A 22,834-nucleotide genomic window follows, 5' to 3' on the forward strand; every position below is an offset into this window, starting at 1 on the left:
AGACGATACACAGATGAGGTTCAGATAGGAAGCAGTACCATGAGACGTCGTGGACCAGGATCTGGTGGAGGCCGCACTGTCGGCGGCCGAGCAGCACGGCAAAGACGTGGCCGACGTGCCGCTCAGCGCGATCGCGGCCGCGGCGGGCATCTCCCGCAGCACCCTGATCAGGAGGCTCGGCGGGTCACGGACCCGGCTGGACGAGGCGGTCCGGCATGCCGGGATCGACCCCGGCGGGCGCCCGCCGGTCCGGGAGCGGGCCATCGAGGCCGCGGCCACGCTGATCGCCCGCGACGGGCTCGCCGCGGTCACGCTGGAGTCCGTCGCGGTGGCCGCGCACTGCTCGCCGACCAGCCTGCACGCCGTCTTCGGCGGCCGCGACGGCCTGCTCGCCACCATGTTCGACCGGTACGTTCCCGTGCTGGACCTGGAGGCGCTGGCCGCCGATCCCCCCGAGCGGATCGAGGAGCTGGTCCACGCCGTCTACGCCGCTCTGACCGAGGCGTTCGCCCACCAGCCACGGGTGCTGCCGGCCATCTTCGGCGACCTGTTCACCCGCCCCGACGGCACGGCCGCCCGGATGCTCAAGGCCAACCTGCCCAGGATGTTCGCCAGCCTCGACACCCTGCTGACCGCGCAGATCCAGGCCGGTCGGCTGCGGCCACTCCCCCTGCCGCTCCTCATCCAGCTCATGATCGGCCCGATGGCGGCGCACATGTTGTTGCGCCCCGTTCTGCAGGACGCGCTGGGCAACGTACTCCCCCCGGTTGAAGAGGTCGCGCGGGCGTTCGCCGAGGCGTTCATTCGCGCCACCGCCCCGTGAGCCTCCTGCTTCGATGCTCTCAAGCCCGCCGACGCGACGACATCCAGTCGAGCAGGACGGGCACAGTCGTGGTCGCGGCCAGGACGGCACCGAGCCACGGGATGGCGGTGATCTCTGCTCCGGCATCGAGCGCGGCGCCGGCCAGCACGGGAACCAGGCTGATGCCGAGCTGGAAGGCGGAGACGGTGGTGGCCCCGGCGAGCGTGGGCGCCTGGGACGCGATGGCGAACACGCGCCCGTAGACGGCCGGGTTCAGCACGAATCCGGCGACGCCGAGAAGCAGGACCAGAGGGACGACGGCCGGCGCGTGCCGGGCGAGTAGGGCCAGCAGGACGGAGCAGGCCGCGATCCCGAGCGCCCCGGCCAGCAGCGCGTGGGTGGGCAACCGGTCGGCGATGCTGCCCCCGATGGACAGGCCGATGAAGGCGCCGACCCCGAACAGGGTCAGGATCGCCGGAACCCAGACCCCGGGTATGCGGGTGACGTCGGTCAGGAACGCCGCCAGGTAGTTGAACGAGATCATGTAGGCGGCGGTGCTCAGCACGGTGACGGCGTAGACCACCCACAGCTGGGGCCGCCTCATCGTGCGAAGCTCGCTCCGCACGCTCGCCTCGCCGCGCACGCTCGTGGCGGGCAGCGCCACGAGCGTCAGGACAGCGCCGGCGACGGTGAGGGCGGCCACGGCCCAGAAGCCACCACGCCACCCGGTGAAGTAGCTGAGCAACGCGCCGGCCGGGCCACCGGCGATCATCGCGAGGCTGAGCCCGCTGACGACGACGCCGGAGGCGCGGGCGGTACGGTCGGGCGGGACCAGGCTGATCGCGGTGACCGCCGCCACCGCCCAGAACCCCGCGTAGGCGAGACCGCAGAGAAAGCGGGTGGCCAGGAGCACCGCGTAGCTGTCCGTGAGGATGCCGATCGCCACGCAGGCGGCGAAGGTCGCCTGCGTGACCACCAGCGTCGTCCGCCGTGGCCAGCGGAGGGTCATGATGGCCAGGGGCGGCCCGCCGACGACGACGCCGGCGGCGAACGCCGAGATCAGCGCTCCGGCGGAGGACAGCGTGATCCCCAGGTCTCCGGCGACGGCCGGCAGGACTCCGGCGAGCAGGAACTCCGCGCTGCCCATCGAGAACAGGCTGAAGGACAGCAGGTAGACCCCCAGAGGCAGCCTGCCGCGGGCCACCGGCGCCTGCTGGATCGCGGCCTCGGCGCTCACCGGTCCACACTCCCGTCACGCGGGATGAGGGTCGGACACGGACCGCACCAGGCGGCCCAGAGCCGGCTCTGAACGGGCCGTTTCCCCTGGATGACGCTCTCGGCGAAGGCCTGCTCGGTGACGCTGTCCACCGAGCCGGGAGCGTGCGTGGGCATGAGTGAGTCTCCTTTGCGAGTGAGATGGTGCGGTGCCGCCCGGCTACCTGCTCGCGGCGGCGGAGGCGCGGCGCTGCTCCACGGCGTGGCGGACTTCCTCGTCCACCAGGTCGGCGTTGATGGCGAAAGCGGCGGCCGACCCCATCCCGGCGGCGGTGACGACCTGGGCGCGCGGGTCTACGACGTTCCCGGCCGCCCAGACCCCCGGGACGCTGGTACGGCCCGTGCGGTCGGTGGCGATCCAGCCGTTGCCGTCCTTGGCGCAGCCCAGGCGGGTCAGCAGCGCGTCGTGCGGCACCATGCGCGGGAAGAGGAAAGCGGCGGTGCGGGGAAGCACGCGACCGCCGGCGAGCTCGATGCCGCGCAGCCGGTCTCTCTCGACGACGAGGTGGTGGATCTCTCCCTCGACGATGCGCAGACCGCGCCCCTCCAGGCGCTCCCGGTCCTCCGCCGTCAGGTCGAGGGTGTGCGGGAGGAAGACCACGTCGTCGCTCCACTGGCGCAGGAGCAGGGCCTGGTGCACCGCTCCCGGATGCGTGCCGAGTACGGCGAGCGGCTGGTCGCCGACCTCGTAGCCGTGGCAGTAGGGGCAGTGCAGCACGTCCTTGCCCCACCGCTCGCGTACCCCGGGGATGTCGGGCAGTTCGTCGCGCAGGCCGGTGGCGACCAGCACCCGGCGGGCGCCGAGCACCGGGCCGCCCTCCAGGCGGACGGAGAAGCCGTGGTCGATCTGCGCCACGCGGCCCCGGACCAGGCGCACGCCGTACCGAGCGATCTCGGCCCGTCCGAGGTCCAGCAGGGTGGCCGGTGGCAGGCCGTCGCGGGACAGGAAGCCGTGCATGTGCGCGGCAGGGGCGTTGCGCGGCTCCCCGGCGTCGATGACGACGACCTTGCGCCGCGCGCGCCCCAGGAGCAGGGCGGCGTTCAGGCCGGCCGCTCCGGCGCCGACAACCACCACGTCGTGGCTCCCGTCGACCGCAGGCCGCGCGTCGGCGTCATGGCTGTTCATCGCCTTGATCATGACGATCACCTCCGGCCCCGATGGTGCGTCCCGCCGGAAGCCGGTGACAACTTCTGTTGCCATTTCTGGAACAGCGGAGGTGGAATGGGACCCATGGAGCAGCGATCCTCGATAAGCGCCACGCTGGCTCAGGTCGGCGCCCGCCTCAGGCGCATACGCACCCAGCGTGGCGTGACCCTCTCGGCACTGGCCGAGACCACCGGCATCTCCAAGAGCACGCTCTCGCGGCTGGAGTCAGGCCAGCGCCGCCCCAGCCTGGAGCTCCTGCTGCCGCTCGCGCAGGCGCACCAGGTGCCGCTGGACGAGCTGGTCGGCGCGCCGGAGGTCGGCGACCCGCGCATCCGCTGCAAGCCCCTCGTCCGCAACGGGCGGACCGTACTTCCCTTGACCACCCAGCCGGGACCCCTGCAGGCGTGGAAGTCGATCATCCCTGCCGAGCAGAACCAGCCTCAGCCGATCACGCACGAAGGCTACGAGTGGATGTACGTCCTGTCCGGACGCGTGCGGCTCATCGTGGCCGACCACGACCTGATCATGGGACCGGGCGAGGCCGCCGAGTTCGACACCCGCCTGCCGCACTGGTTCGGTCCGGCGGGCGACACTCCCGTGGAGGTCCTCAACCTGTTCGGCCGCCAGGGCGAACGCATGCACGTGCGCGCCAAGCCCCGCGCCCGGCAGGAAACGGCCTCGTAGACACTGAAACTCTGGTCACCCACGCGGGGCGTACATGATGACCAGGACGCCGATGACGCATATGGCCGAGCCGATGATGTCCCACCGATCGGGCTGGAACTTGTCCACCACCACACCCCAGATCAACGAGCCCGCGACGAACACGCCTCCGTAGGCGGCGAGGATGCGCCCGAAATGGGGATCCGGCTGGAACGTGGCGACGAACCCGTACACGCCGAGAGCGATCACGCCCGCCCCGACCCACAACAATCCACGCTGCTCCCTCACCCCCTGCCAGACCAGCCAGGCCCCGCCGATCTCGGCGAGCGCGGCGACCGTGAACAGGAGCAGGGAACGCGCGACAGTCACGGGGTGACTGTACCGGCGGGCAACGCGGACCTACGCTCATCGGGAGCAGCAGGTCTACGTCGTACCGGCGCCGTCACCGAAGTGCGACAGAACCATCTCGACCAGCGCGTCGACGTCGGCGTCGACCATCGGCTCGCCGGTCATGCCCATCCGGTGGAGCAAGGTTCCGACGACGACGTCGATGAAGAACAGGACCCGGTTCTCCGGCTCGCCGAGCGCGTCCTGGAGCGCGAGCCGGTACGGGTCCTGCAACCGCGTGGACAGGACCTCACGCAGGGCCGGATCGCTGACGGCGTCACTGAACACGCCCGCGAACGCGTCGCCCACCCCGGGCTCGCCGATCTTCGCCGCGATCCAGTGGACGGCCGAGGACACGAGCTCGGCTCGACTGGCGCCCTCCAGCGGCACCGGACCGAACGCGTCTAGGAGGCAGTCCACGATCAGCGCGCCCTTCGACGGCCAGCGGCGGTAGATCGTCGTCTTCGCGACGCCGGCCGCGGCGGCGATGCGGTCGACGGTGGCACGCGCGTAGCCCAGCTCGTGGACCGTGCTCAACGTTGCGGCGAAGACCACGGCGTTGACGCCGGAGCGCGGGCGACCGGGTGGTCTGGCGGATGTGGTCGCTCGGGTCATGCCCACACATTAACCTATTACGCTACCGTTGGTATCGATACTTCAGGTAGCGAAACTGAGGAGACACACATGAGCGAGGTCAACGGTACGGAGCGGCCGCCGCTGGGCATCCGGTTGCTGCACGCCCTGGGAAAGGAGCCGGACTTGTCGGCGATGACGGCCGAGGACCTGGTCGCCTTCCGCGACGCGGTGAACCGCAAGCGGGCGTCCCGTCTGGCGCGGCTGATCACCGGGTTTCCGGACCGCGGCGCCACGATCCAGTGGCGGGAGGTGGCGCTGCCCGGCCGCGGGCTCCGGGTCCGGGTGCACCGGCCCTCGCCCGGGCTCGGCGGCGAAGGCGCCGGCCTGCCGCTCGTGCTCCACGTGCACGGAGGCGGGTTCGTGGGCACTGCGGTGCAGAGCGACTGGGTCAACAGCCGCCTCGCCGCGCGGCTGCCCGCGGTCGTGGTCTCGGTGGAGCACCGCCTCCTCGACCCGGAGACTCCCCTGTCGGCGGCCGTCGACGACGGCTGGGACGTGCTCCGGCACGTGGTGCGGCACGCCGAGCAGTGGGGAGTCGACCCGGCACGGACCGCGGTCTTCGGTGAGAGCACCGGCTCGATGGTCACCGCCCTGGCCGCGATCCGGGCGAGAGAGGCCGGCCTGCACCTCAAGGCGCAGGTGCTGGTCAACCCCGCTGTCGACCTGACCTCGGCGGGGTTCGACCACGCCTCGATGAGCCGGTACGCCGACAGCCCGACCCTCACCATGACGCAGATGCGGCTGCTCCAGCGGCTCGCCGTTCCGCCGGGAACGGATCCTCGTACGGTGTCGCCGCTGTATGCCGACGACCTGAGCGGGCTCGCCCCGGCGCTCGTGGTGGTGCCGACCGTTGACCCGCTGGCCGATCACGGCCGCTGTTACGCCGAACGGCTGCGAGCGGCCGGGACGCCCGCGCGGCTCACCGAATATCCCGGAGCGACGCACGCGTTCCTCAGCATGCCGGGCGTGGTGCCGCAAGCCAAGGCCGCGCGGGCGGAGATCGTCGAGTTCCTCCGGGGCGCCCTCGCCGGGTGACGGGTCCCGGGCCTGCCGGGCCTCCACCCAGGGTCAGGGCGGAGCGCTCACCACCGGTCCCAGTGCAGGACCTCCTCCCGCGGGATACGGGGAGCGGGCTTGAAGTCGGTGCCGATGGTGAAGGCCAGCGGGATGAACGCCGCCAGCATGATCTCGTCGTACGGCACCCCGAGCTCCCGGGCCAGCTCTCGTTCGAGCGGCCCCTGCGCGGTGGTCCACACCGTGCCCAGACCGCGCGCCCGCGCAGCCAGCATGAAGCTCCAGACAGCGGGCAGGATCGATCCCCACGCCCCCGCCTGCACGGCCGCCGGGGCGTGGTCCGTCCGCCCTTCCACGCCGGGGATGACGAAGGCGGGCACACGGTGGATGTTGTCGGCCAGGTGGCGCAGGCCGTCGAAGACCCGCTCGGTGGAGCCGGGGTGATAGTTCATGCGCCGGACGTCGCGTTCGGTCAACGGCTGCCCGGTCGCCAAGGGCAGCGCGCGCAGGAAGATGTCAGCCACGGCCCGCCGTTGCCGGGGCTCGGTGACCACCAGGAAATGCCAGCGCTGCCGGTTACGCCCCGTCGGCGCCTGCACGGCCAGGTCCACACACTCCTCGATGAGCTCGCGCGGCACAGGGCGGGTGAAATCGAGGCGCTTGCGTACGGCGCGGGTGGTGCTCAGCAGTTCGTCGGGGGTGAGATCCAGCGTCATGATGTGTTCCCTCAGGCAGTGGTCGTGGTTGATGCAGCGTGGCGTGCGCGCAGGCCGGAGTACGCGATGAAGGCGCCCAACAGGGAGAAGCCTCCCGCCACCAGGAAGGCCAGCCGGTAACCGGCCAGCACGGAATCGCCGAGGGTCATGACGACGGCCGACACCGCCACGCCGATCCCCGCGCCGATCTGGACGGCCGAGGTGACCAGCCCTGAGGCCAGGCCCTGCCGCTCATCCGGCAGGCCGGCGACGGCGGCGACGTTGAGGCTCGGGAACGACAGCCCGTTGCCGATGCCGTGGACGATCAGCGCAGGCAGCAGCATCGTGACGTAGTCACCCGTGGCCCCGGCCCGCAGGAACAGCAGGATGCCCGCCCCTTGGACCAGCATCCCGGCGGCGGCCACCCGCCCCAGGCCCCACCGGCTGATCAGCCTGCCGGCCAGGTTGGCGGTGATGACGATGGCCAGGCCCATCGGGACGATCCCGAGTCCCGTGGCCAGCGCGGTGTGGCCGAGCACCTGCTGCAGATACAGGACGGCGACGAACTGCCAGCCGATCGTCGCGCACGCCCAGGCCAGCGCCGCGAGATTGGCGGCGCCCACCGTACCGGACCTGAACACCTCCAGCGGTACGAGCGGCGCGGGCCGCCGGCGTTCGATGACGACGAAGGCGCCCAGCAGCAACACGGCCACTACACCGGCCGGCCAGCTCTTCTCCGTCAGCGCGAACACCGACAGCAGCACACCGCCGGTGACCGCGACGGCGCCGGCGGCGTCGAACCCTTCACGTGCCGCCGGCGTCTGAGGGTCACGCGGCAGCACCAGCGGTGCCACGGCCAGCACAAGCAGGGCGACCGGGACCGGCAGGAAGAACACCAGCCGCCAGCTGATCTCGGTCAGCAGGCCGGAGGCGATCAGCCCTGAGGTGTATCCCGTCGCGCCGGCCAGGGAGTAGACCCCCAGCGCCCGGTTGCGCTGCGGGCCCTCAGCGAAGGTGGTGGTGATGAGCGACAGCGCCGCCGGAGCGGTGAGCGCGGCCGCCACCCCCTTGACCACCCGGGTGACGACCAGCGGCCATCCCGCGGACAGGAGCCCGCCGGCCAGGCTCGCCGCCGCGAACACCGCCAGCGCCAGCAGGAACACCCGGCGCCGGCCGAACAGGTCGGCAATCCGGCCGCCGAGCAGCAGGAACCCGCCGTAGGCAACCGCGTAACCGGACATCAGCCACTGCAGGGTGCTCTCCGGCAGCGACAGATCGCCTCCGATGGCGGGCAGGGCCACGCCCATCAACGACAGGTCCATCGAGTCCAGGAACACCGCGGCGCACAGCACCACCAGGGCCGCCTGCCGGCGGCCATCGGTTCGGGTCACGATCACTCTCCATCTGCGTGCAAACAATTGGTGGACAGACGATCGAGACCGTATGACAGCAAATCATCTGTCGTCAAACAGTCTGAGCAGAGATAGAATGACGGCTCACGGAAGAGGAGAGCGATGGCGACGACGAACAGGACGACGGACCGCGGGACGGCCTACTTTCCGCAACTCGTCGCCGAGCGGCTGGACATCGCGCTGTGCCGGGCCTCGGCCGCCGTGGCCCGCGCCGCCGACGTGCACGCCGCCAGGGAAGGGCTCGGAGTCGGGCAACACCTCGTGCTCCAGATGCTCGATGCCGTCGGCCCCTGCTCTCAGCAGACGCTCAGCGAGGAGCTGCGGATCGATCGCAGCGTCATGGTGGGCATCTGCGACGACCTGGAGCGGGCAGGCCAGGTCCGCAGGGAGCGCAACCCCCACGATCGCCGCTCCTACGCCGTCACCATCACCGACTCAGGCCGACAACGCCTCGCCGCGGCCCAGGCCTCGATCCCAGCCTTCCTTGAGGACACCTTCCACGCTCTCACCGACGACGAGCGCGGCCAGCTGAGCACGCTCCTCGCCAAACTCCTGCAGGCCGGCGTCGGTGACCCTCGCTGACCTACGTCCGTCACGGCGCATTGATCTTGTGCGACGCGATCCGTCGGCGGGGTGGAGACTATGGGCATGGAGTTCTTCTGCTACCACCGCGACCGGCCCGGCTCCGTACCGCTGCGCGACGAGCTGCTGGAAGAGCACTGGTCCTACATGGACCGGTACGCCAAGGAGATGATCGCCCGGGGTCCGACCTTCGCCGGCGACGGCGAGACACCCACCGGCAGCGTGCACATCGTCGACCTGCCCGATCCCGTCGCCGCCCGTGCGTTCGCCTTCGACGAGCCGAACTACCAGGCCGGCGTCTACCGGGACGTGCTGCTGCGACGATGGCGCAACACCCTGGGGGGCACCATGTGGGATTTCCCCGGCGGCCGGACCGGCGGCAACCGGTACCTGGTGCTCGGCCTCGGCACGGGGCCGGCTGCCGACCTCGCCGTGCCGCCCGGCAAGGACGGGCTGATCGCCTACGGGCCGCTGTTGTCCGACGACGGCGCCACCTGGCTTGGCACGGCGGCGCTGCTCCGGGCGCCGGACCCGGACACGGCACGCGCCATCCTGACCCCGGACCGGTACGCCGACATCGAGGTGCACAACTGGGAGTTCGGCGGGCGGCGGTGATGACCCCAGGACGTCAGAACGCAAGACATGCTTCTCGATCTGGCGGCGAAAGGACCGCGAAGCCCACGATCAGGGGCATGGTAGGCCATTACCACGCGGAGTAGCGTGATCGCATGGAACAGCGAATTACTCTGGTCACGCTGGGGGTCTCCGATCTCGCTCGCGCCAAGGGCTTTTACCAGGCCCTGGGCTGGCGGGGGCAAGAAGTCCAGGAGACCGTCTTCTTCCAGGCCGGGGGCCTGGGGCTGATCCTGTGGGGCCGCGACAAACTGGCGGAGGACTGCGGCCTGGAGCCTGGGCCGGCGGTCGGTTTCGGCGGGATCGTCCTGGCGCACAACGTCCGGTCCGATGCGGAGGTTGATGCTCTGCTCGCGGCAGTGGAGGGGGCCGGCGGGACCGTCACCAAGCCCGCGGCCATCAACGCCATCGGGTTCTACGCCGGCGCCTTCGTCGATCCGGACGGCCACGCCTGGGAGATCGCGCACAACCCCGGGATCCCCCTCGCCGAGGACGGTTCGATCACCCTTCCTGATTTCGGCAGCCTCTAGCGATCTTTAGCCGGCCCATCGCCCAACCCAGGCCCGAAGGACCGGGATCCCACAATTTCGGACCTGTCGCGCCGCGATGGTGGTGTGCCGAACGGGTGGGGTTCACAGTTTGGCCATGATTCCACCTTCCCGCGCCCCGGGCGCGGCCACAGACCTGACGGGCGACGGCGACGTCGCAGGAAAGCCCTGGTGGCTACGTGCGGCGCTCGCGTCAGGCCGGCGCTGGCCGACCTGGCTGGCGCTCGCCTGCGCGGCAATCAGCCTTGCCGACGTCGGCGACGGCCTGGAGTACCTGATCCTGTTCGTCCTGCCCGCCACGGGCTACCTGTTTCTCGCCGTGGTCGACAGGCCTCGCATCACGTGGGTGGTCGCGATCGCGGCGATGTCGACGGTTGTGGTCCTGCGCACGCTCGACATCGACCCGTGGCCCGCGCTGGCCGTCGTCGTGATCGTCCTCGCCGCGGTGGGCCTGCTCAACGGGCCGTTACGCAGGCCTCGCCTGTACGCGCTGCAGTCCCCGGGCGCGTTCGCCTTCATGGCGTTCGGTCTGGTGGCGCTCTCCGTTCCCGCCACGGTTGCGGGTTATCTCGTGGCGATCGGGCTGCTGGGTCACGCTGCGTGGGATGCCCTGCATTGGCGGGCGAACAAGATCGTCACACGGTCGTTCGCCGAGTGGTGCGGCGTGCTGGACCTGGTGCTCGGGGTGGGGTTGCTGGTCCTTCTCCTGCTGCGGTGACAGGGCCCGAGGTTGCGTACATCGTTCCGCTGTGAGTACAGTGTGCGCATAGCGAGAACGGCATACGCGGAAAGGATGTTGGGCCATGTCGAAGGTCACCAGCTGGGACATGAAGGGCACCTGGGACAACAAAGGCGCTTGGGAGACTCAGGGGCGGTTGGAGGAGCACCAGCGCGCCGGACTGTCCGAGGCGGGCCTGCGCCGGATGCGCGACGTGCTGAGCGGCCATGTCGAGTCCGGCGCGGTCCCCGGCCTGGTCGCGCTGGTCAGCCGGGGCGACGACACGCACGTCGAGGCGATGGGCACGATGCACGCGGGCGGCGCCGAGCCGATGCGGCGGGACACGATCTTCCGGATGGCGTCGCTGACCAAGCCGGTCACGGCCACGGCGGTGATGATCCTCGTCGAGGAGTGCCGGCTGCGGCTGGACGACCCGGTCGACGAGTGGCTGCCCGAGCTGGCCAACCGCCGGGTGCTCGCCCGGATCGACGCCCCGCTGGACGAGACGGTGCCCGCGGCCCGGCCGATCACCGTACGCGACCTGCTGACCTTCACCTTCGGGTTCGGCGTCGTGCTGGCGGCACCGGACACGTACCCGATCCAGACCGCCATCCGCGAGCTCGGCCTGGACACCACCTCACCGGGCTTCGGGCCGGAGGAGTGGATCCGGCGGCTCGGGACGCTGCCGCTGATGCATCAGCCGGGCGAGCTGTGGCAGTACCACGTCGGGTCCGACGTGCTCAGCGTGCTCGTCGGCAGGGTGACCGGGCAGTCGCTGGAGGAGTTCCTGCGCGAGCGGCTGTTCGCCCCGCTCGGCATGAAGGACACCGGCTTCCACGTGCCCGCCGACCGGATCCACCGGCTGCCGACCAGCTACGCGCACCACCCCGAGACCGGCGAGCTGGTGGTGTGGGACGAGGCCGCCGACGGGAAGTACAGCAGGCCGCCGATGTTCCAGGCGGGCGGCGACGGGCTGGTGTCGACCGTGGACGACTACCACGCGTTCTACCGGATGCTGCTCAACAAGGGGACCCTGGGCGGCGAGCGGGTTCTGTCGCGGGCCTCGGTCGAGCTCATGACGATGGACCACCTGACGCCGGGGCAGAAGGTCGAGAAGGACGCGTTCGGCGACCACTTCGGCCGGCACGGCGGGTTCGGCTTCGGGATGGCGGTCCGTACCCACCGCCGCGACCTGGCCTCGCCGGGCCAGTTCGGCTGGGACGGCGGACTGGGCACCACCGCCTACGCCGACCCGGCAGAAGGCCTGACGGGCATCCTGCTGACCCAGAGCGCCATGGACTCGGCCCACACACCGCGCCTGCACCGCGACTTCTGGACCACCGCCTACCAGGCAATCAGTTGAACGCGACACCTCAAGCCCGACCGCCCACCCGGAGGCGGCGGCACGGGCAGAGGCACTCCCCTGGCCGTTGCCATTGATGGGCCGCCTCCGGTGATGGATGTTGGTGGGACAAGTGGCAGCGACCAGAAGCGATCCACGAGGAGTTCGACATGAGCGATGCCGCGTCCCCTCCGGTCACCATGCCCACCCGGCGCCAGCGCCCCCTAGATCCGCCGCAGGAGCTGGAGAAGTGGCGTGAGGAGGCCCCGGTCCGCAGGTTGCGGTACGCCGACGGCCACCTCGGCTGGCTGGTGACCGGCTACGCGGCGGCCCGTGCCGTGATGGGCGACAGCCGCTTCAGCACCAGACCCGAGCTCCACCATCCGACGACGCCGCAGATCGGGCGGCATCTGGCCATGCGCCGGCCGCCCGCGTTCTTCGTCCGCCTGGACCCGCCCGAGCACACCCGCTACCGCAGGCTGCTGACCGGCCAGTTCACTGTGCGCCGCATGAAAGTGCTGGAACCGCGGATCGCCGAGATCACCGCCTCCACGCTCGACGCGATGCTGCGTACCGGTCCGCCCGCCGAGCTGGTGCGCGACTTCGCGCTGCCGATCCCCGGCCTGGTGATCTGCGAGCTGCTCGGCGTCCCGTACGCCGACCGCGAGAGCTTCCGGCGGCAGTCGGCGACGCTCGTGGCGTTAGATGTCACCACTGAGCAGAAGCAGCAGGCGATGAACGAGCTGAACGCGTACGTGCGCGCCCTGGTGGCCGACAAGCGGGCCCGACCGGGCGACGACCTGATCAGCGGCCTGACGTCCGGCGGGGAGCTCACCGAGGAGGAGCTGGCCGGCGTGGCCATGCTGCTGCTCGTGGCCGGGCACGAGACGACGGCCAACATGCTCGCCCTGGGCACGTTCACCCTGCTCGGCAGCCCCGACCAGCTCGCCGCGCTGCGCCGCGACCCCGCACTGGTGCCGGGCGCGGTGGAGGAACTGCTGCGCTATCTCACAGTGGTCGACTTCATGGTACGGACGGCGCTGGAGGACGTGGAGCTCGACGGTCACACGATCAAGGCGGGTGAGACGGTGACGGTTTCCCTGCCCGCCGCCAACCGGGACCCGCTGCGGTTCGCCGATCCCGGGATCATGGACATCACCCGGGACGCGACCGGCCACCTGACGTTCGGACACGGCATCCACCAGTGCCTGGGCCAGCAGCTCGCCCGCAACGAGATGCGCATCGCCCTGCCGGCACTGCTCGACCGGCTGCCGGGGCTGCGCCTCGCGGTGCCTGCCGAGGAAGTGCCCATGCGCTCGGACATGCTGGTCTACGGCGTACACCGGTTGCCGGTGACCTGGCCCGCGCGTACAAGTTTCTGAACGGGTGCCGTGCTCGGGACGTCATGCCTACGGTCGCGACCGCACTGGCCGCGACCGTACGCGGACGTCGATCTTCTACTTCTTGATGGGCGTGCCGGTGACCAGCGGCAGCGAGATCGAGGTGCCGGCCAGGTCGATGGTGACCTTGGCCCCGGTGCCGGGTTCGACGTCGTCCCCGGTGCCGGTGCCGTCCACGTTGGAGTTGAAGTCGTCGTTGGTTCCGGTCAGGACCAGGCCGAGCCGGTGTCCGGCCTTGAACTCGTAGTCCTGCGGCAGCATATTCCAGGTGATCTGGTACGGCTTGCCGGGCGTCAGCGGTGCCTGGCGGCTGAGCGACTTGTGGTTCTGCGCGTCCAGGATTCCTCGGGTGACCACGTTGAAGCCGGAGGTCGCCGTGTTGTCGCCGGCCCGGAGGTAGCAGCCGTCGTCGTCGGCGGTGCTCTGACCGACGCAGGTTTCGCCGCCGATGAACTTGAGGCCTTGCGCGCGGCCCTGGCCGGTTTCGCGGTAGTTGATGCGGGTGTCGGTGCCGTAGTCGACGAGCAGGACGCCCAGGTTGGCGGTCGGCTTGTCGAGCTTGAGGCGCAGGCTCACCGACGGCGTTCCGGACAGCCGCATCGCGCTCTTCAGCGGCGACGTCAGGTAGGCCAGCCGGTGGGGGTTGGCGGTGGCGGGGTCGTCGGCCATCGCGACCTCGGTCTGGGCGGTGTCGAGATAGTCGCCGGTGCCGGTCGAGGGCGTGCGGCCCAGGGAGCCGTCCTGCTGCGGTCGCAGGGTCGTCGTCCGTGTCGGTGCCGGCCAGTCGGCCTGGGTGATCCAGCGGTCCGGGCCGAGCTGCACATCGACGCGCGGCCGGCGCAGGATGTCGTTGGCCACGCCCATCAGCTCATGGTCGAACCACCGGTGCAGGGTGTCCACCCACACCTCGCGGCGGGCCCAGAACGGCTCGAGATGCCCGTACTGAGTCACCCACATCTTGCGCTGGACGTCGGAGGGCAGCAGGGCCCACCACTCGGGGATCTGGTTGCTCACCACGTTGCGGTCCTGCATGCCCATCACCGCGAAGACGCTGGCGCGGATGTTGCGCGCCTTGGAGATCGGACCGTTCCGGTAATTGCGCTCGTACCAGTAGGCGTTGTAGTTGCCGGTGGCGTCGTCGGAGTCTTCGCGCAGCTTCTGGCGCACCGCCGCGCATTTCTCCGCCGGATCCTTGTCAACCCGCTCGGACTGCCATGCCGCCGCGTCCTTGAACCAGGTCAGGACACCGTTGATGCGCGTGTTCTCGTACCCGCTGGTATAGCCGGCGATGTTCACGATCGTCTCCAGCCCTTGCACGCCGGTGCCGGCGACGGCGGCGCCGAGTGCTCCTTCGTAGGAGTGGCCGATCATCCCGGTGCGTCCAGTGGTCCAGGCTGCCTTGACCGGTGCGCCCTGATCGTCGTAGGCGGTCGCCCGGCCGTTCAGCCAGTCGACGACCGCCTTGCCGCCCAGCACGTCGGGGGCGCCGTAGGAGGTCGGGCAGCCCTCGGACAACCGGGTGCCGATCATGTCGACGGACACGAACGCGTACCCGCGGGGCACGAAGTAGTTGTCGTACCACATCGGGAACTTCGTCACGTTCCCGTCCGCGTCGTAGGTCTTCTTCTCGACCTCGTAGCCGACGCCTGGGTCGTCGTAGTACGGGGTCTCCTGCATGATCACCGGGACCTTGAGCCCGGCGGCGGACTCCTTCGGCCGGATGATGTCCACCCGGATCAGGTCCTTCTTGCCGTCGCCGTCACTGTCGACCGGCGACTGCACCCGGACGTGTTCACGGATGGCGTCGGTGTAGGAGAAGACCGGCTGCGTCACCCCATCGGAGACCTTGATCTTCGGCTCCGCCGTCGCGGACGCGGCGGGAGCACCGGTGACCACGAGCGCGGTCACGAGTGTGACTGCGGCGAGAGACCCTCGCCGTTGCGAGGTTGACATGTGTATCCCTTTGGTCGGTTATCGTCATCGGGGAAGCCATCGCCGGCGCGGGTGTACTGGCCAGATCAGCGTCGGCTGGCGGAGCACGCGAAGTGGCGGCGCGTCACAGGGTCCGGACAGGACCCCGTGACAAGCGGTAGCGGCGCAGGCCGACATCCCATCAAGCGGCGCCGAGGGCCTCGGTGATCTTGCGGATCATGTCAGCCACGGTGGGGCTGGGCTGGCCCTGGTGGGTCCGGGCGGCCGATTCGACGGCGACGAGGACGGTGCTGCGGAAGTTGCCGGCCTCTGCCGGATCCTGCTTGTCGAGCAGGATCATGGCCGCCGTCAGGGCCGGCAGCACCTGGTCGGCGATCATGGCTACGGACTTGCTGTCCAGCTTCATGTCCTTGGGATAGTCGGCGAGCACGTGCCCGACCAGCCCGGTGGCGGAGGCCAGGGCGATGGAGCCTTCGGTGGCGGCCTTGTGGGGCTTGCCGGTGGCATCGGCGGCGGACATCAGCCAGACGGCGCCGTAGGCGGCGGTGCGCAGGGTGCTCTTGTCCTGGTCGGTAAGGGTGATCGACATGGTGGTGTGCTCCTTTGAATCTGGTCTGAAGTGTTGAATCGAACGGACGGATGGTGACCGTCGGGTTGACGGCGGGCGTGCCGGGCGCGGGCTCGGTGTCAGTCGTCGATCGCCTGGTAGAGCGTGGTCCAGAAGTCGTGCATCAGCCGCACAGAATTCGGGGCGGACGCTCCGACCTGGGTGAGCAGGATGCCGGTGAGCTGGTTGTGCGGGTCGGCGTAGGTCGAGGTGCCGCTTCCGCCGTCCCAGCCGAACTGGCCGACGGGCGCGTAGTCGCCGCGGTGGGTGCGCACCGCCATCCCGAAGCCCCAGCCGCCGTGCTGCCCTTGGCCGAAGGAGATGTGAACGTTGTCGACAGCCATGGCGTGCCGGGCGGCTTGCTGCTCGGGCGTGAGGCGGTTGGTGGTCATCAGCTCGACGGCGGGCCGGGACAGGATCCGTTCGCTGCCGTGCATCCCGCCATTGAGCAGCATCCGGAAGTAGGCGTGGTAGTCATCGGCGGTGGAGACCAGCCCGCCGCCGCTGCCCTGGAACGCCGGAGGCCGGCTCCACCGTCCCCCCTTGGCCTCGTCCCACACGTGGAACTCACCGGTCTGCGGGTCGGGTGCATACAGGGTCGGCAGCCGGTCGATCTGGTCGGCGGGCACGTGGAAGGCGGTGTCCTTCATCCCCAGCGGCTCGAAGATGCGCTCACGCAGGAACGACTCGAACGACTGGCCCGTGACCCTGGCGACGAGCACGCTGAGCACATCGTGGCTGATCTGGTACTGCCAGCGCTCGCCGGGCTGGTACATCAGCGGAAGCGCGCCCAGACGGCGCATCCACTCATCCGGCTCGGGCATCGGCTCCGGCAGATTGGGCGTGAGCCCCTGCTCGAAGACCGCGTTCATGATCGGAGTGCCCAGCGACGTCATGTCCATGCCGAGCCCGAACGTGGAGGTCAGCAGGTCCCGTACGGTGATCGGCCGCCGCGCCGGCACGGTGTCGTCCAGCGGGCTGTCGATCCGCTTCAGCACCCGGCGGTCGGCGAGCTCCGGCAGCCACTGCTCCACCGGGTCATCCAGCCGCAGCCGGCACTCGTCGAGCAGGACCATCGCCGCCGCCATCGCGACCGGCTTGGACGTGGAGGCCATCCGGAAGATCGTGTCCCGGCGCATCGGCGCACCACCGTCACGCCGCATCGTCCCGAGCGCTTCGACGTGGGTCTCGTCGCCCCGGCTGACCAGGGCGACGACCCCGGGGATCTTCCCGGAATCGACATGCCGTGCCAGCACCTCGCGCAGTCTGTACAGCCCGGTCTTGGAGAAGCCGCTGTTGTTCTGTCCCATCATGAATCTCCTTGCGCACAGTGTTCGAGCTGCGAGACCAGCCCCGAGGCGGCCATCGCTGAACCGTTCATGGCGTCCACCATCGCCGACCGCGCTGATACCGGGCCGTCGCCGTACTGACGCGGTCGCTGACACGACACCGCATCAGATCTGATCGCCGCCGGGATCCTTGATCTCGATGACGATGCCTGGCACGTCCTCTGCCACGACCCGGTCGGTTTCGTGGTTCGCCATGCCGATGACGCTAGGCAGCGACCCCTGTGCGCCGAATCTGTCGCGTTACCGAAGGTCCATGCGGGCGAGTTCGTGGCGGGAGGCGACCCCGAGCTTGGGATAGGCCTTGTACAGGTGGTGGCTGACCGTACGAGGGCTGAGGAACATCTGCGCGGCGATGTCGCGATTGCTCATGCCCGCGGCGGCCAGCCGTACCACCTGAAGCTCTTGCGGGGTGAGGTGCGCCAGCAGGTCGGGGGCTTGCTCGCGGGCCGGCGGGGTCTCGCCGGTGGCCCGCAGCTCGGACGACGCCCGCTCGGCCCAGGGGGCGGCGCCCAGGCGGAGGAAGATGTCCAGCGCGGCGCGAAGGTGGGGGCGGGCCTCGGCGCGGCGGCGGCCGCGCCGCAACCACTCGCCGTAGAGCAACTCTGTTCTGGCCTGCTCGAAGGGCACCACGCTGACCCCATGCAGCTGTACGGCCTGCGCGAACAGCTGCTCCGCCTCCTCGCCCTCGGCGACGAGCGCCTGGCAGCGCAGGGCGATGGCGGTGACCCACGGCTGCTCCGTCGTCCGCGCCCAGGCGGTCAGACGCGAACACGGCTGGGCAGCCAGGTCAGGCCGTCCGGCGCGGACGGCCGCCTCGACGTAACCGGCGTGGTGGGCGTAGGTGCGGTTCATGGCGAACAGGCCGCCCGAGACGTCCTCCACGCTCCGCTGCACCCCCTGCAGGATGTCGTCGTAGCGGCCCAGGCTGAGATCGAGGAGATTGCGGGCGTCCCAGCACTCGATCCCGCTCTCCGTGATGCCGCGGCGCAGGATGTCGTCGGTGAGCTCGCGGCATCGCGCCTCGTCGCCCTGGATCGCCGCCACGCAGGCCAGCACCCCGGCCAGGTGCCTGGCGTAGTGGTTTTGCGCTGTGTCCTCAGCGATGCGCAGCCCTTCGGACGCGGTGACCGCCGCATCTCTGTACCGCCCGAGGAGCAGCTGGGCGCGACCCACATAGAGCAACGCTTTCGGGAGCGCGCCGATGGCGCCTTGGGCGCGGCAATCCCGCACGATGGCGACGCCCTCGTCGTGGGAGGCCTCGACATCGGCCAGCCAGACCAGCCACGAGTGCAGGATCAGCCGCTCTCGTGGGCCGCGCTCCTGGCCGCCCCTGACCGTGTCGATGAGTTCGAGCAAGGGAGCGGTCGCGTCGCCGGCCAACTGCGCGATCGCGGTCGTGGCGCTGGTCAGAAGGGGATCGCGTGATCGAGCCGAGGCACGCGCGGCCAGGTCGGTGATGGCGGGCAGGTCTCCTGCCGACCACGCGGAGGCGACGGCATTGAGGAACAGGAACGCGGCCTCGCCAGGCGCCTCCTCGGCGATATGGTCGGCCACCTGGGCCAGCTCCACGGCCTGCGAGCCGTGTTCCTGCTCCTGGGCGATGGTGATCCGCATCCTGGCCAGGCGCGCCAGGACGCCGGGCCGGCTGGTGCAGGCGACGGTCTGCTCGTCCAAGGCGGCGGCCAGCTGGGTCTGACCGGCGTCCGCCGCGGCCTCGGCGGCGCGGGCCAGCCGCTCTGCCCGCCGTTCCAGGTCGGGCGTGAGCTGCGCGGCGCGCTGGTAGGCGGCCGAGACGGCGGCATGCCCACCACGTACGGAGGCCTCCTCCGCGATGCGCTCCATATCGGCCGCGAGGTCCTCGTCAGGGCCGATCGCGGCGGCGCTCAGGTGCCAGGCGCGGCGGTCCAGATCGCCGCGCGCGCCGTGCACATTGGCAAGAGCCCGATGTACGGCAAGCCGTCTGGTGACCGTCGCCTCCCGGTAAGCGGCCGATCGCACCAGAGGGTGGCGGAAGGTGAGGCGGCCGTCCACGAATCCGATCAGGCCGCTCACCTCCACCGGCTCCAGGTCGTCGAGGCCGGCCCCGAGGAACTCCCCTGCGGCCAGGACCACGTCCAGCGCGCCGCTCTCCTCCGCGGCGGCGATCAGCACCAGCAGCCGCGACCTGACAGGCAGCGCGCGCACCCGCTGGGCGAACTGCTCCTCCAACCGGCCGGACAGCTGCTGGGTACCCATCTGGAAGGTCTCGACGGGCAGCTCTCCCGCCCGCTGCGCCGCGGTCAGCGCGCCCGGCAGCTCAAGCAGGGCCAGCGGGTTGCCCTGGGCTTCGTCCAGGATCTGGTCGCGTACGTGTGGCGCCAGGCCCGCCGAGTGCTCGGCCAGCAGGGCGGCGCCGGCCGTCCTGGAGATCCCGCGCAGCCGCAGTTCGAGCAGGCCGGGCGCGGTGAACGGCACCCCGTCGCGGACGGCGAAGATCATCGCGATGCCTTCCGCGTCGAGGCGTCTGCTGGCGAACAGCAGCGCGTCCGCGGAGGCCTGATCCAGCCAGTGCGCGTCGTCGATCACGCACAGCAGCGGGCGGTCCTCGGCCAGCTCACTGAGCAGCGACAAGGTGGCCAGCCCGACCATGAACCGTTCAGCGGGCTGGGCGTCGGTCAGCCCGAACACCCCGCGCAGCGCCGCCGCCTGCAGGGGCGGCAGGGCGGTGAGCCGGTCGGCGAACGAGCCGAGCAGCAGGTGCAATCCAGCGAAGGCCAGCCCGACCTCGGTCTCCACGCCCACGCCGCGCAGGATCCGCATGTCCGCGGCGGCGTTCTCCGCGTAGCTCAGCAGCGCGCTCTTGCCGATCCCCGCCTCACCGCGCACCACGACAGCTCCGCTGCGCCCGGCGCGGGCCTCGAGCAGCAACTGGTCGATGACCGCACGCTCGGCCTCGCGTCCGTGGAGCAACGCATCTCCTTACTGATACGTCAACGCCAGTCTTGTTACTGATTCGCACCAGCAGGCACACAGCCTAGCGTTGTGATCGCAATGAGGATTTATTACGAGAAGCGCGGCACTGGCCCGATGCTGGTGATCTCCCAGAGCGGTGAGGGCGACGCCGGCTACAGCGTCGACCTCGTCGACCGGCTCGTCGATGACTACACCGTGGTGACCTACGACCGGCGCGGACTGTCTCGCAGCGCCATGGACGTGCGGGGAGCCGGTGCCACGGTGACGGAACACGCGGACGATCTCCACCACCTGCTGGCCGAGCTCACCGATCAACCTGTCCGCATGCTCGGCTGTGGTATCGGCGCGGTCATCGGGCTTCACCTGGCGATCGGTCACCCGGCGCAGGTCGGCATGCTCGTCGCCCATGAGCCTTCCGCGCCGTTGCTGCTGCCCGCCGTACAGCGCCTGCGCTACGAACGCGAGCTGGCCGGGATCCAGCAGGTCTACCGTCGTGATGGTGTGGCAGCCGCCTTCAAAGCCGTCGCCAGATCGCTCGGCATCGACCTGTCCAACGCGAACGCGGAACCCGACCTGACGCCGCAGCCGCTCACCCCGCAGCGGGTGGTCAATTTCGGCTTCCTCATCGAGCACGACTTCACCGCGTTCGCCCGCGACACCGTCGACTATTCGGCGTTGAAGGACACCACGGTCCGCATCGTTCCCGCACACGGCCGGACGACCCCGCGCACCACCTTCGCCTACCGATGCGCCGTTGAGCTGGCAGCCCTTCTCGGCAAGAACCTCGCCGAGTTTCCAGGGGGTCACAACGGCAACACGACCCACCCCCGCGCATACGCGGCCCACCTGCTTGAGGTACTCGACTGATCCTGGCCATGAGAGCTCGGACCCGAACACCCACCGCGCCTACGCTGCTGGTTCGTCGGAATACCGGTGCTGACGACCGGACTGGTGCGATTGGCCTTGCTCCAGGCCGTCGTTGGGGGCCTGGCAGCGGCGATCAGCCACGCCAGTTCGGTGAGCCAGGGTGAGGAACCGGCGCGGACGACCGTGTCCTGGCCGAAGCAGGCTTTCCGATCACGAAGTGGCGGGATCAGCGCAGGTACCGGTGGATGGCGTGGCGGATCTGCTCGGGCGCAATCGGGTCGGTCGACAGGGCGCTGTGCAGCGTCAGGCCTTCGATGAGCGCGTCCAGTTCCCGGGCGGTGGTGGCGTCGAAGTGGCGTTCCAGCGCCTGGCGGCTGCGCGCCATCCAGGCCTGGGTGACGGCCCTCAGGGCCGGGTTGCGCGCCGCGGCCACGTACAGCTCCACAGTGAGGACGAGGTCGCGCTGTGAGCCGAGCACGTCGTCCGACACCAGCGTGATGACGGCCTCGACCGCCGCGTCGCGGTCCTGGGCGGCACTCAGCCGCTCGTCGAAGACGCGGGCCACCGAGTCGGCGTGCCGGGTGAACGCCTCGGTGAGCACCTCCTCCAGGGACGTGAAGTGGTAGGTCATCGACCCCAGCGGCACGTCCGCGGCGCGGGCGATCTCCCGATGCGTCGTCCCGGCCACGCCCCGCTCAGCGATGACGGTCAGCGCGGCGTCGATCAGCGCCGACGTACTGGTCGGTGTAAGTATCAGTGGGTGTGATGGGCGTGATGACATCGATCAGGACGCCATTGGGATCGGCCACGATGAAGTGCCGCTGTCCGAAGTCCTCGCTGCGCAGTTCGAGCTCGGGTCGCAGCCCTTCACGGGCGACGAGCCGTTCCCACTCGGCATCGACGTTCTCCACCTCGAAGTTGAGCAGCAACCCTTGCACCGGCGCGCGATACCCCTCGGGCATGGTCGGGTGGGTGTAGTCGAGCAGTGCGAGTTCGTACGCCGGCGGTCCCGGACGCCGCAGGCTGACGTACCAGGCCGCCTCGAAGGTCGTCTGGAAGCCGAACAGCCGGGTGTAGAAGTCGTGAGACTCGGCCAGCCGCGAAGTGGCGATGACCGGATAGAAGCTGGTCAGTGTCATGGAAACTCCCTTTCGCATACCAGCGGTATGCGAAGGTACAGTATTGACGTACCATCGGTATGTCAATTGGGAAGGGAACGCCATGACCGAAGGGGTTAGGGCCCGCCAGCGCGAGCAGACCAAGCGCACCCTGCTGCGCGCGGGCCGGCGGCTGTTCGCCACCCATGGCTACACCGCGGTCGGCCTGGCGGAGATCGTGCACACCGCCGGGGTCACCAAGGGCGCCCTTTACCACCATTTCACCGGCAAGGCCGACCTGTTCCGCGCGGTCCTCGAACAGGTGCAGCAGGAGGTCGCCCAGAAGGTGGCCGCGACCGCCGACGCCGAGGACGACCCCTGGGAGCAGCTGCAGGCCGGATGCCGGGCCTTCCTCGCAGCGAGCACCGACCCGGACGTCCAGCAGATCATGCTCATCGACGGCCCCGCCGTACTGGGATGGAGCGAGTGGCGCGCGCTGGACGAGGCCGCCTCGGCCCGCCACCTGGCCGAAGCACTCACCACCCTCGTCGAAACAGGAGTCATCACGCCGCAGCCGGTCGAACCGCTCACCCACCTGCTGTCCGGCGCCATGAACGAGGCGGCACTGTGGCTGGCCAGGTCGACCAACCCCAGCGACCTGGCCGACACCTGGGCCGCGCTCTCACAGCTGCTCCAGGGACTCCGCCTCAAGCCAACCCACGCGGTCGTGGCATCGGATTGATCGCTGCCTACCGCACTCCACTCACCGGCCGGAA

General features: G+C 70.1%; 24 protein-coding genes. 11 read left to right on the top strand and 13 right to left on the bottom strand.

Annotated elements, in window-relative coordinates:
• The first annotated feature begins 49 nt into the window (after nt 1–49).
• On the top strand, nt 50–823 hold the full coding sequence (locus tag ACIBVN_RS24395; protein ID WP_397139939.1) for a TetR/AcrR family transcriptional regulator: 774 nt from the start codon (nt 50–52) through the stop codon (nt 821–823).
• Nucleotides 824–842: 19 nt separating this feature from the next.
• On the opposite strand, the gene ACIBVN_RS24400 is transcribed toward ACIBVN_RS24395, so the two are convergent.
• The 3 genes from ACIBVN_RS24400 to ACIBVN_RS24410 are packed head-to-tail and all read right to left on the bottom strand — an operon-like array spanning nt 843 to nt 3,215.
• Nucleotides 843–2,039, bottom strand: a complete 1,197-nt coding sequence (locus ACIBVN_RS24400) for an MFS transporter (protein WP_397139941.1) — start codon at nt 2,037–2,039, stop codon at nt 843–845.
• Nucleotides 2,036–2,194, bottom strand: coding sequence for a thioredoxin domain-containing protein (locus tag ACIBVN_RS24405; RefSeq protein WP_397139943.1), 159 nt, complete (start codon nt 2,192–2,194; stop codon nt 2,036–2,038). The genes ACIBVN_RS24400 and ACIBVN_RS24405 overlap by 4 nt, the downstream gene beginning before the upstream one ends.
• 43 nt (nt 2,195–2,237) lie before the next feature.
• Complete coding sequence (locus tag ACIBVN_RS24410) at nt 2,238–3,215, bottom strand: NAD(P)/FAD-dependent oxidoreductase (RefSeq protein WP_397140298.1); 978 nt, start codon at nt 3,213–3,215, stop codon at nt 2,238–2,240.
• Between the two features lie 93 nt (nt 3,216–3,308).
• Here ACIBVN_RS24410 and ACIBVN_RS24415 point away from each other — a divergent pair, with 93 nt between their 5' ends.
• Entirely contained in the window at nt 3,309–3,908 is a 600-nt protein-coding gene (locus ACIBVN_RS24415; protein ID WP_397139945.1) for a helix-turn-helix domain-containing protein, read from the top strand.
• Nucleotides 3,909–3,923: 15 nt separating this feature from the next.
• Here the strand turns inward: ACIBVN_RS24415 and ACIBVN_RS24420 are convergent, their stop codons facing one another.
• Together ACIBVN_RS24420 and ACIBVN_RS24425 are read right to left on the bottom strand one after the other, a co-directional pair.
• The gene (locus ACIBVN_RS24420) at nt 3,924–4,256 is read right to left on the bottom strand and encodes a YnfA family protein (protein WP_397139947.1); all 333 of its coding nucleotides are present in this window, start codon (nt 4,254–4,256) and stop codon (nt 3,924–3,926) included.
• Between the two features lie 54 nt (nt 4,257–4,310).
• Entirely contained in the window at nt 4,311–4,889 is a 579-nt protein-coding gene (locus tag ACIBVN_RS24425; RefSeq protein ID WP_397139949.1) for a TetR/AcrR family transcriptional regulator, read from the bottom strand.
• A 69-nt stretch (nt 4,890–4,958) separates the two neighbouring features.
• Between ACIBVN_RS24425 and ACIBVN_RS24430 the strand changes: the two genes are divergently transcribed.
• Complete coding sequence (locus ACIBVN_RS24430) at nt 4,959–5,945, top strand: alpha/beta hydrolase (protein WP_397139951.1); 987 nt, start codon at nt 4,959–4,961, stop codon at nt 5,943–5,945.
• 47 nt (nt 5,946–5,992) lie between these two features.
• Here ACIBVN_RS24430 and ACIBVN_RS24435 read toward each other — a convergent pair whose 3' ends face one another.
• Nucleotides 5,993–6,640, bottom strand: a complete 648-nt coding sequence (locus ACIBVN_RS24435) for a nitroreductase family protein (protein ID WP_397139953.1) — start codon at nt 6,638–6,640, stop codon at nt 5,993–5,995.
• Between the two features lie 11 nt (nt 6,641–6,651).
• The gene (locus tag ACIBVN_RS24440) at nt 6,652–8,010 is read right to left on the bottom strand and encodes an MFS transporter (RefSeq protein ID WP_397139955.1); all 1,359 of its coding nucleotides are present in this window, start codon (nt 8,008–8,010) and stop codon (nt 6,652–6,654) included.
• A 123-nt stretch (nt 8,011–8,133) separates the two neighbouring features.
• Between ACIBVN_RS24440 and ACIBVN_RS24445 the strand changes: the two genes are divergently transcribed.
• The 6 genes from ACIBVN_RS24445 to ACIBVN_RS24470 all read left to right on the top strand — a co-directional run bounded on the left by ACIBVN_RS24445 (nt 8,134) and on the right by ACIBVN_RS24470 (nt 13,236).
• A complete protein-coding gene (locus tag ACIBVN_RS24445; RefSeq protein ID WP_397139957.1) occupies nt 8,134–8,613 on the top strand; it encodes a MarR family winged helix-turn-helix transcriptional regulator in 480 nt (159 codons plus the stop codon).
• Between the two features lie 60 nt (nt 8,614–8,673).
• Entirely contained in the window at nt 8,674–9,228 is a 555-nt protein-coding gene (locus ACIBVN_RS24450) for a YciI family protein (protein WP_397139959.1), read from the top strand.
• A 113-nt stretch (nt 9,229–9,341) separates the two neighbouring features.
• Nucleotides 9,342–9,776 (top strand): VOC family protein, encoded by a 435-nt coding sequence (locus tag ACIBVN_RS24455; protein ID WP_397139961.1) that lies wholly within the window; start codon nt 9,342–9,344, stop codon nt 9,774–9,776.
• Between the two features lie 115 nt (nt 9,777–9,891).
• Nucleotides 9,892–10,512, top strand: coding sequence for a hypothetical protein (locus tag ACIBVN_RS24460; RefSeq protein ID WP_397139963.1), 621 nt, complete (start codon nt 9,892–9,894; stop codon nt 10,510–10,512).
• 85 nt (nt 10,513–10,597) lie between these two features.
• Nucleotides 10,598–11,875 carry a serine hydrolase domain-containing protein gene (locus ACIBVN_RS24465; RefSeq protein ID WP_397139965.1) on the top strand — a complete coding sequence of 426 codons (1,278 nt, stop codon included), beginning with the start codon at nt 10,598–10,600 and terminating at the stop codon, nt 11,873–11,875.
• 149 nt (nt 11,876–12,024) lie between these two features.
• On the top strand, nt 12,025–13,236 hold the full coding sequence (locus tag ACIBVN_RS24470; RefSeq protein ID WP_397139967.1) for a cytochrome P450: 1,212 nt from the start codon (nt 12,025–12,027) through the stop codon (nt 13,234–13,236).
• Between the two features lie 75 nt (nt 13,237–13,311).
• On the opposite strand, the gene ACIBVN_RS24475 is transcribed toward ACIBVN_RS24470, so the two are convergent.
• The 4 genes from ACIBVN_RS24475 to ACIBVN_RS24490 form a co-directional block, all read right to left on the bottom strand.
• A complete protein-coding gene (locus ACIBVN_RS24475; protein WP_397139969.1) occupies nt 13,312–15,162 on the bottom strand; it encodes a CocE/NonD family hydrolase in 1,851 nt (616 codons plus the stop codon).
• A gap of 205 nt (nt 15,163–15,367) precedes the next feature.
• On the bottom strand, nt 15,368–15,775 hold the full coding sequence (locus ACIBVN_RS24480) for a hypothetical protein (protein ID WP_397139971.1): 408 nt from the start codon (nt 15,773–15,775) through the stop codon (nt 15,368–15,370).
• Between the two features lie 98 nt (nt 15,776–15,873).
• The gene (locus tag ACIBVN_RS24485) at nt 15,874–17,103 is read right to left on the bottom strand and encodes a serine hydrolase domain-containing protein (RefSeq protein ID WP_397140300.1); all 1,230 of its coding nucleotides are present in this window, start codon (nt 17,101–17,103) and stop codon (nt 15,874–15,876) included.
• Nucleotides 17,104–17,382: 279 nt separating this feature from the next.
• Complete coding sequence (locus tag ACIBVN_RS24490) at nt 17,383–20,091, bottom strand: AAA family ATPase (protein ID WP_397139973.1); 2,709 nt, start codon at nt 20,089–20,091, stop codon at nt 17,383–17,385.
• A gap of 81 nt (nt 20,092–20,172) precedes the next feature.
• Between ACIBVN_RS24490 and ACIBVN_RS24495 the strand changes: the two genes are divergently transcribed.
• A complete protein-coding gene (locus ACIBVN_RS24495) occupies nt 20,173–20,961 on the top strand; it encodes an alpha/beta fold hydrolase (RefSeq protein WP_397139975.1) in 789 nt (262 codons plus the stop codon).
• 226 nt (nt 20,962–21,187) lie between these two features.
• On the opposite strand, the gene ACIBVN_RS24500 is transcribed toward ACIBVN_RS24495, so the two are convergent.
• Nucleotides 21,188–21,649, bottom strand: a complete 462-nt coding sequence (locus ACIBVN_RS24500) for a TetR/AcrR family transcriptional regulator (protein WP_397139977.1) — start codon at nt 21,647–21,649, stop codon at nt 21,188–21,190.
• Nucleotides 21,650–21,656: 7 nt separating this feature from the next.
• The gene (locus ACIBVN_RS24505) at nt 21,657–22,100 is read right to left on the bottom strand and encodes a VOC family protein (RefSeq protein WP_397139979.1); all 444 of its coding nucleotides are present in this window, start codon (nt 22,098–22,100) and stop codon (nt 21,657–21,659) included.
• Between the two features lie 82 nt (nt 22,101–22,182).
• On the opposite strand from ACIBVN_RS24505, the gene ACIBVN_RS24510 reads away from it, so the two are divergent.
• The gene (locus ACIBVN_RS24510; protein WP_397139981.1) at nt 22,183–22,800 is read left to right on the top strand and encodes a TetR/AcrR family transcriptional regulator; all 618 of its coding nucleotides are present in this window, start codon (nt 22,183–22,185) and stop codon (nt 22,798–22,800) included.
• The last annotated feature ends 34 nt before the right edge of the window (nt 22,801–22,834 follow it).

It is taken from the genome of Nonomuraea sp. NPDC049400 (genome assembly GCF_044466425.1).
GTDB lineage: Bacteria > Actinomycetota > Actinomycetes > Streptosporangiales > Streptosporangiaceae > Nonomuraea.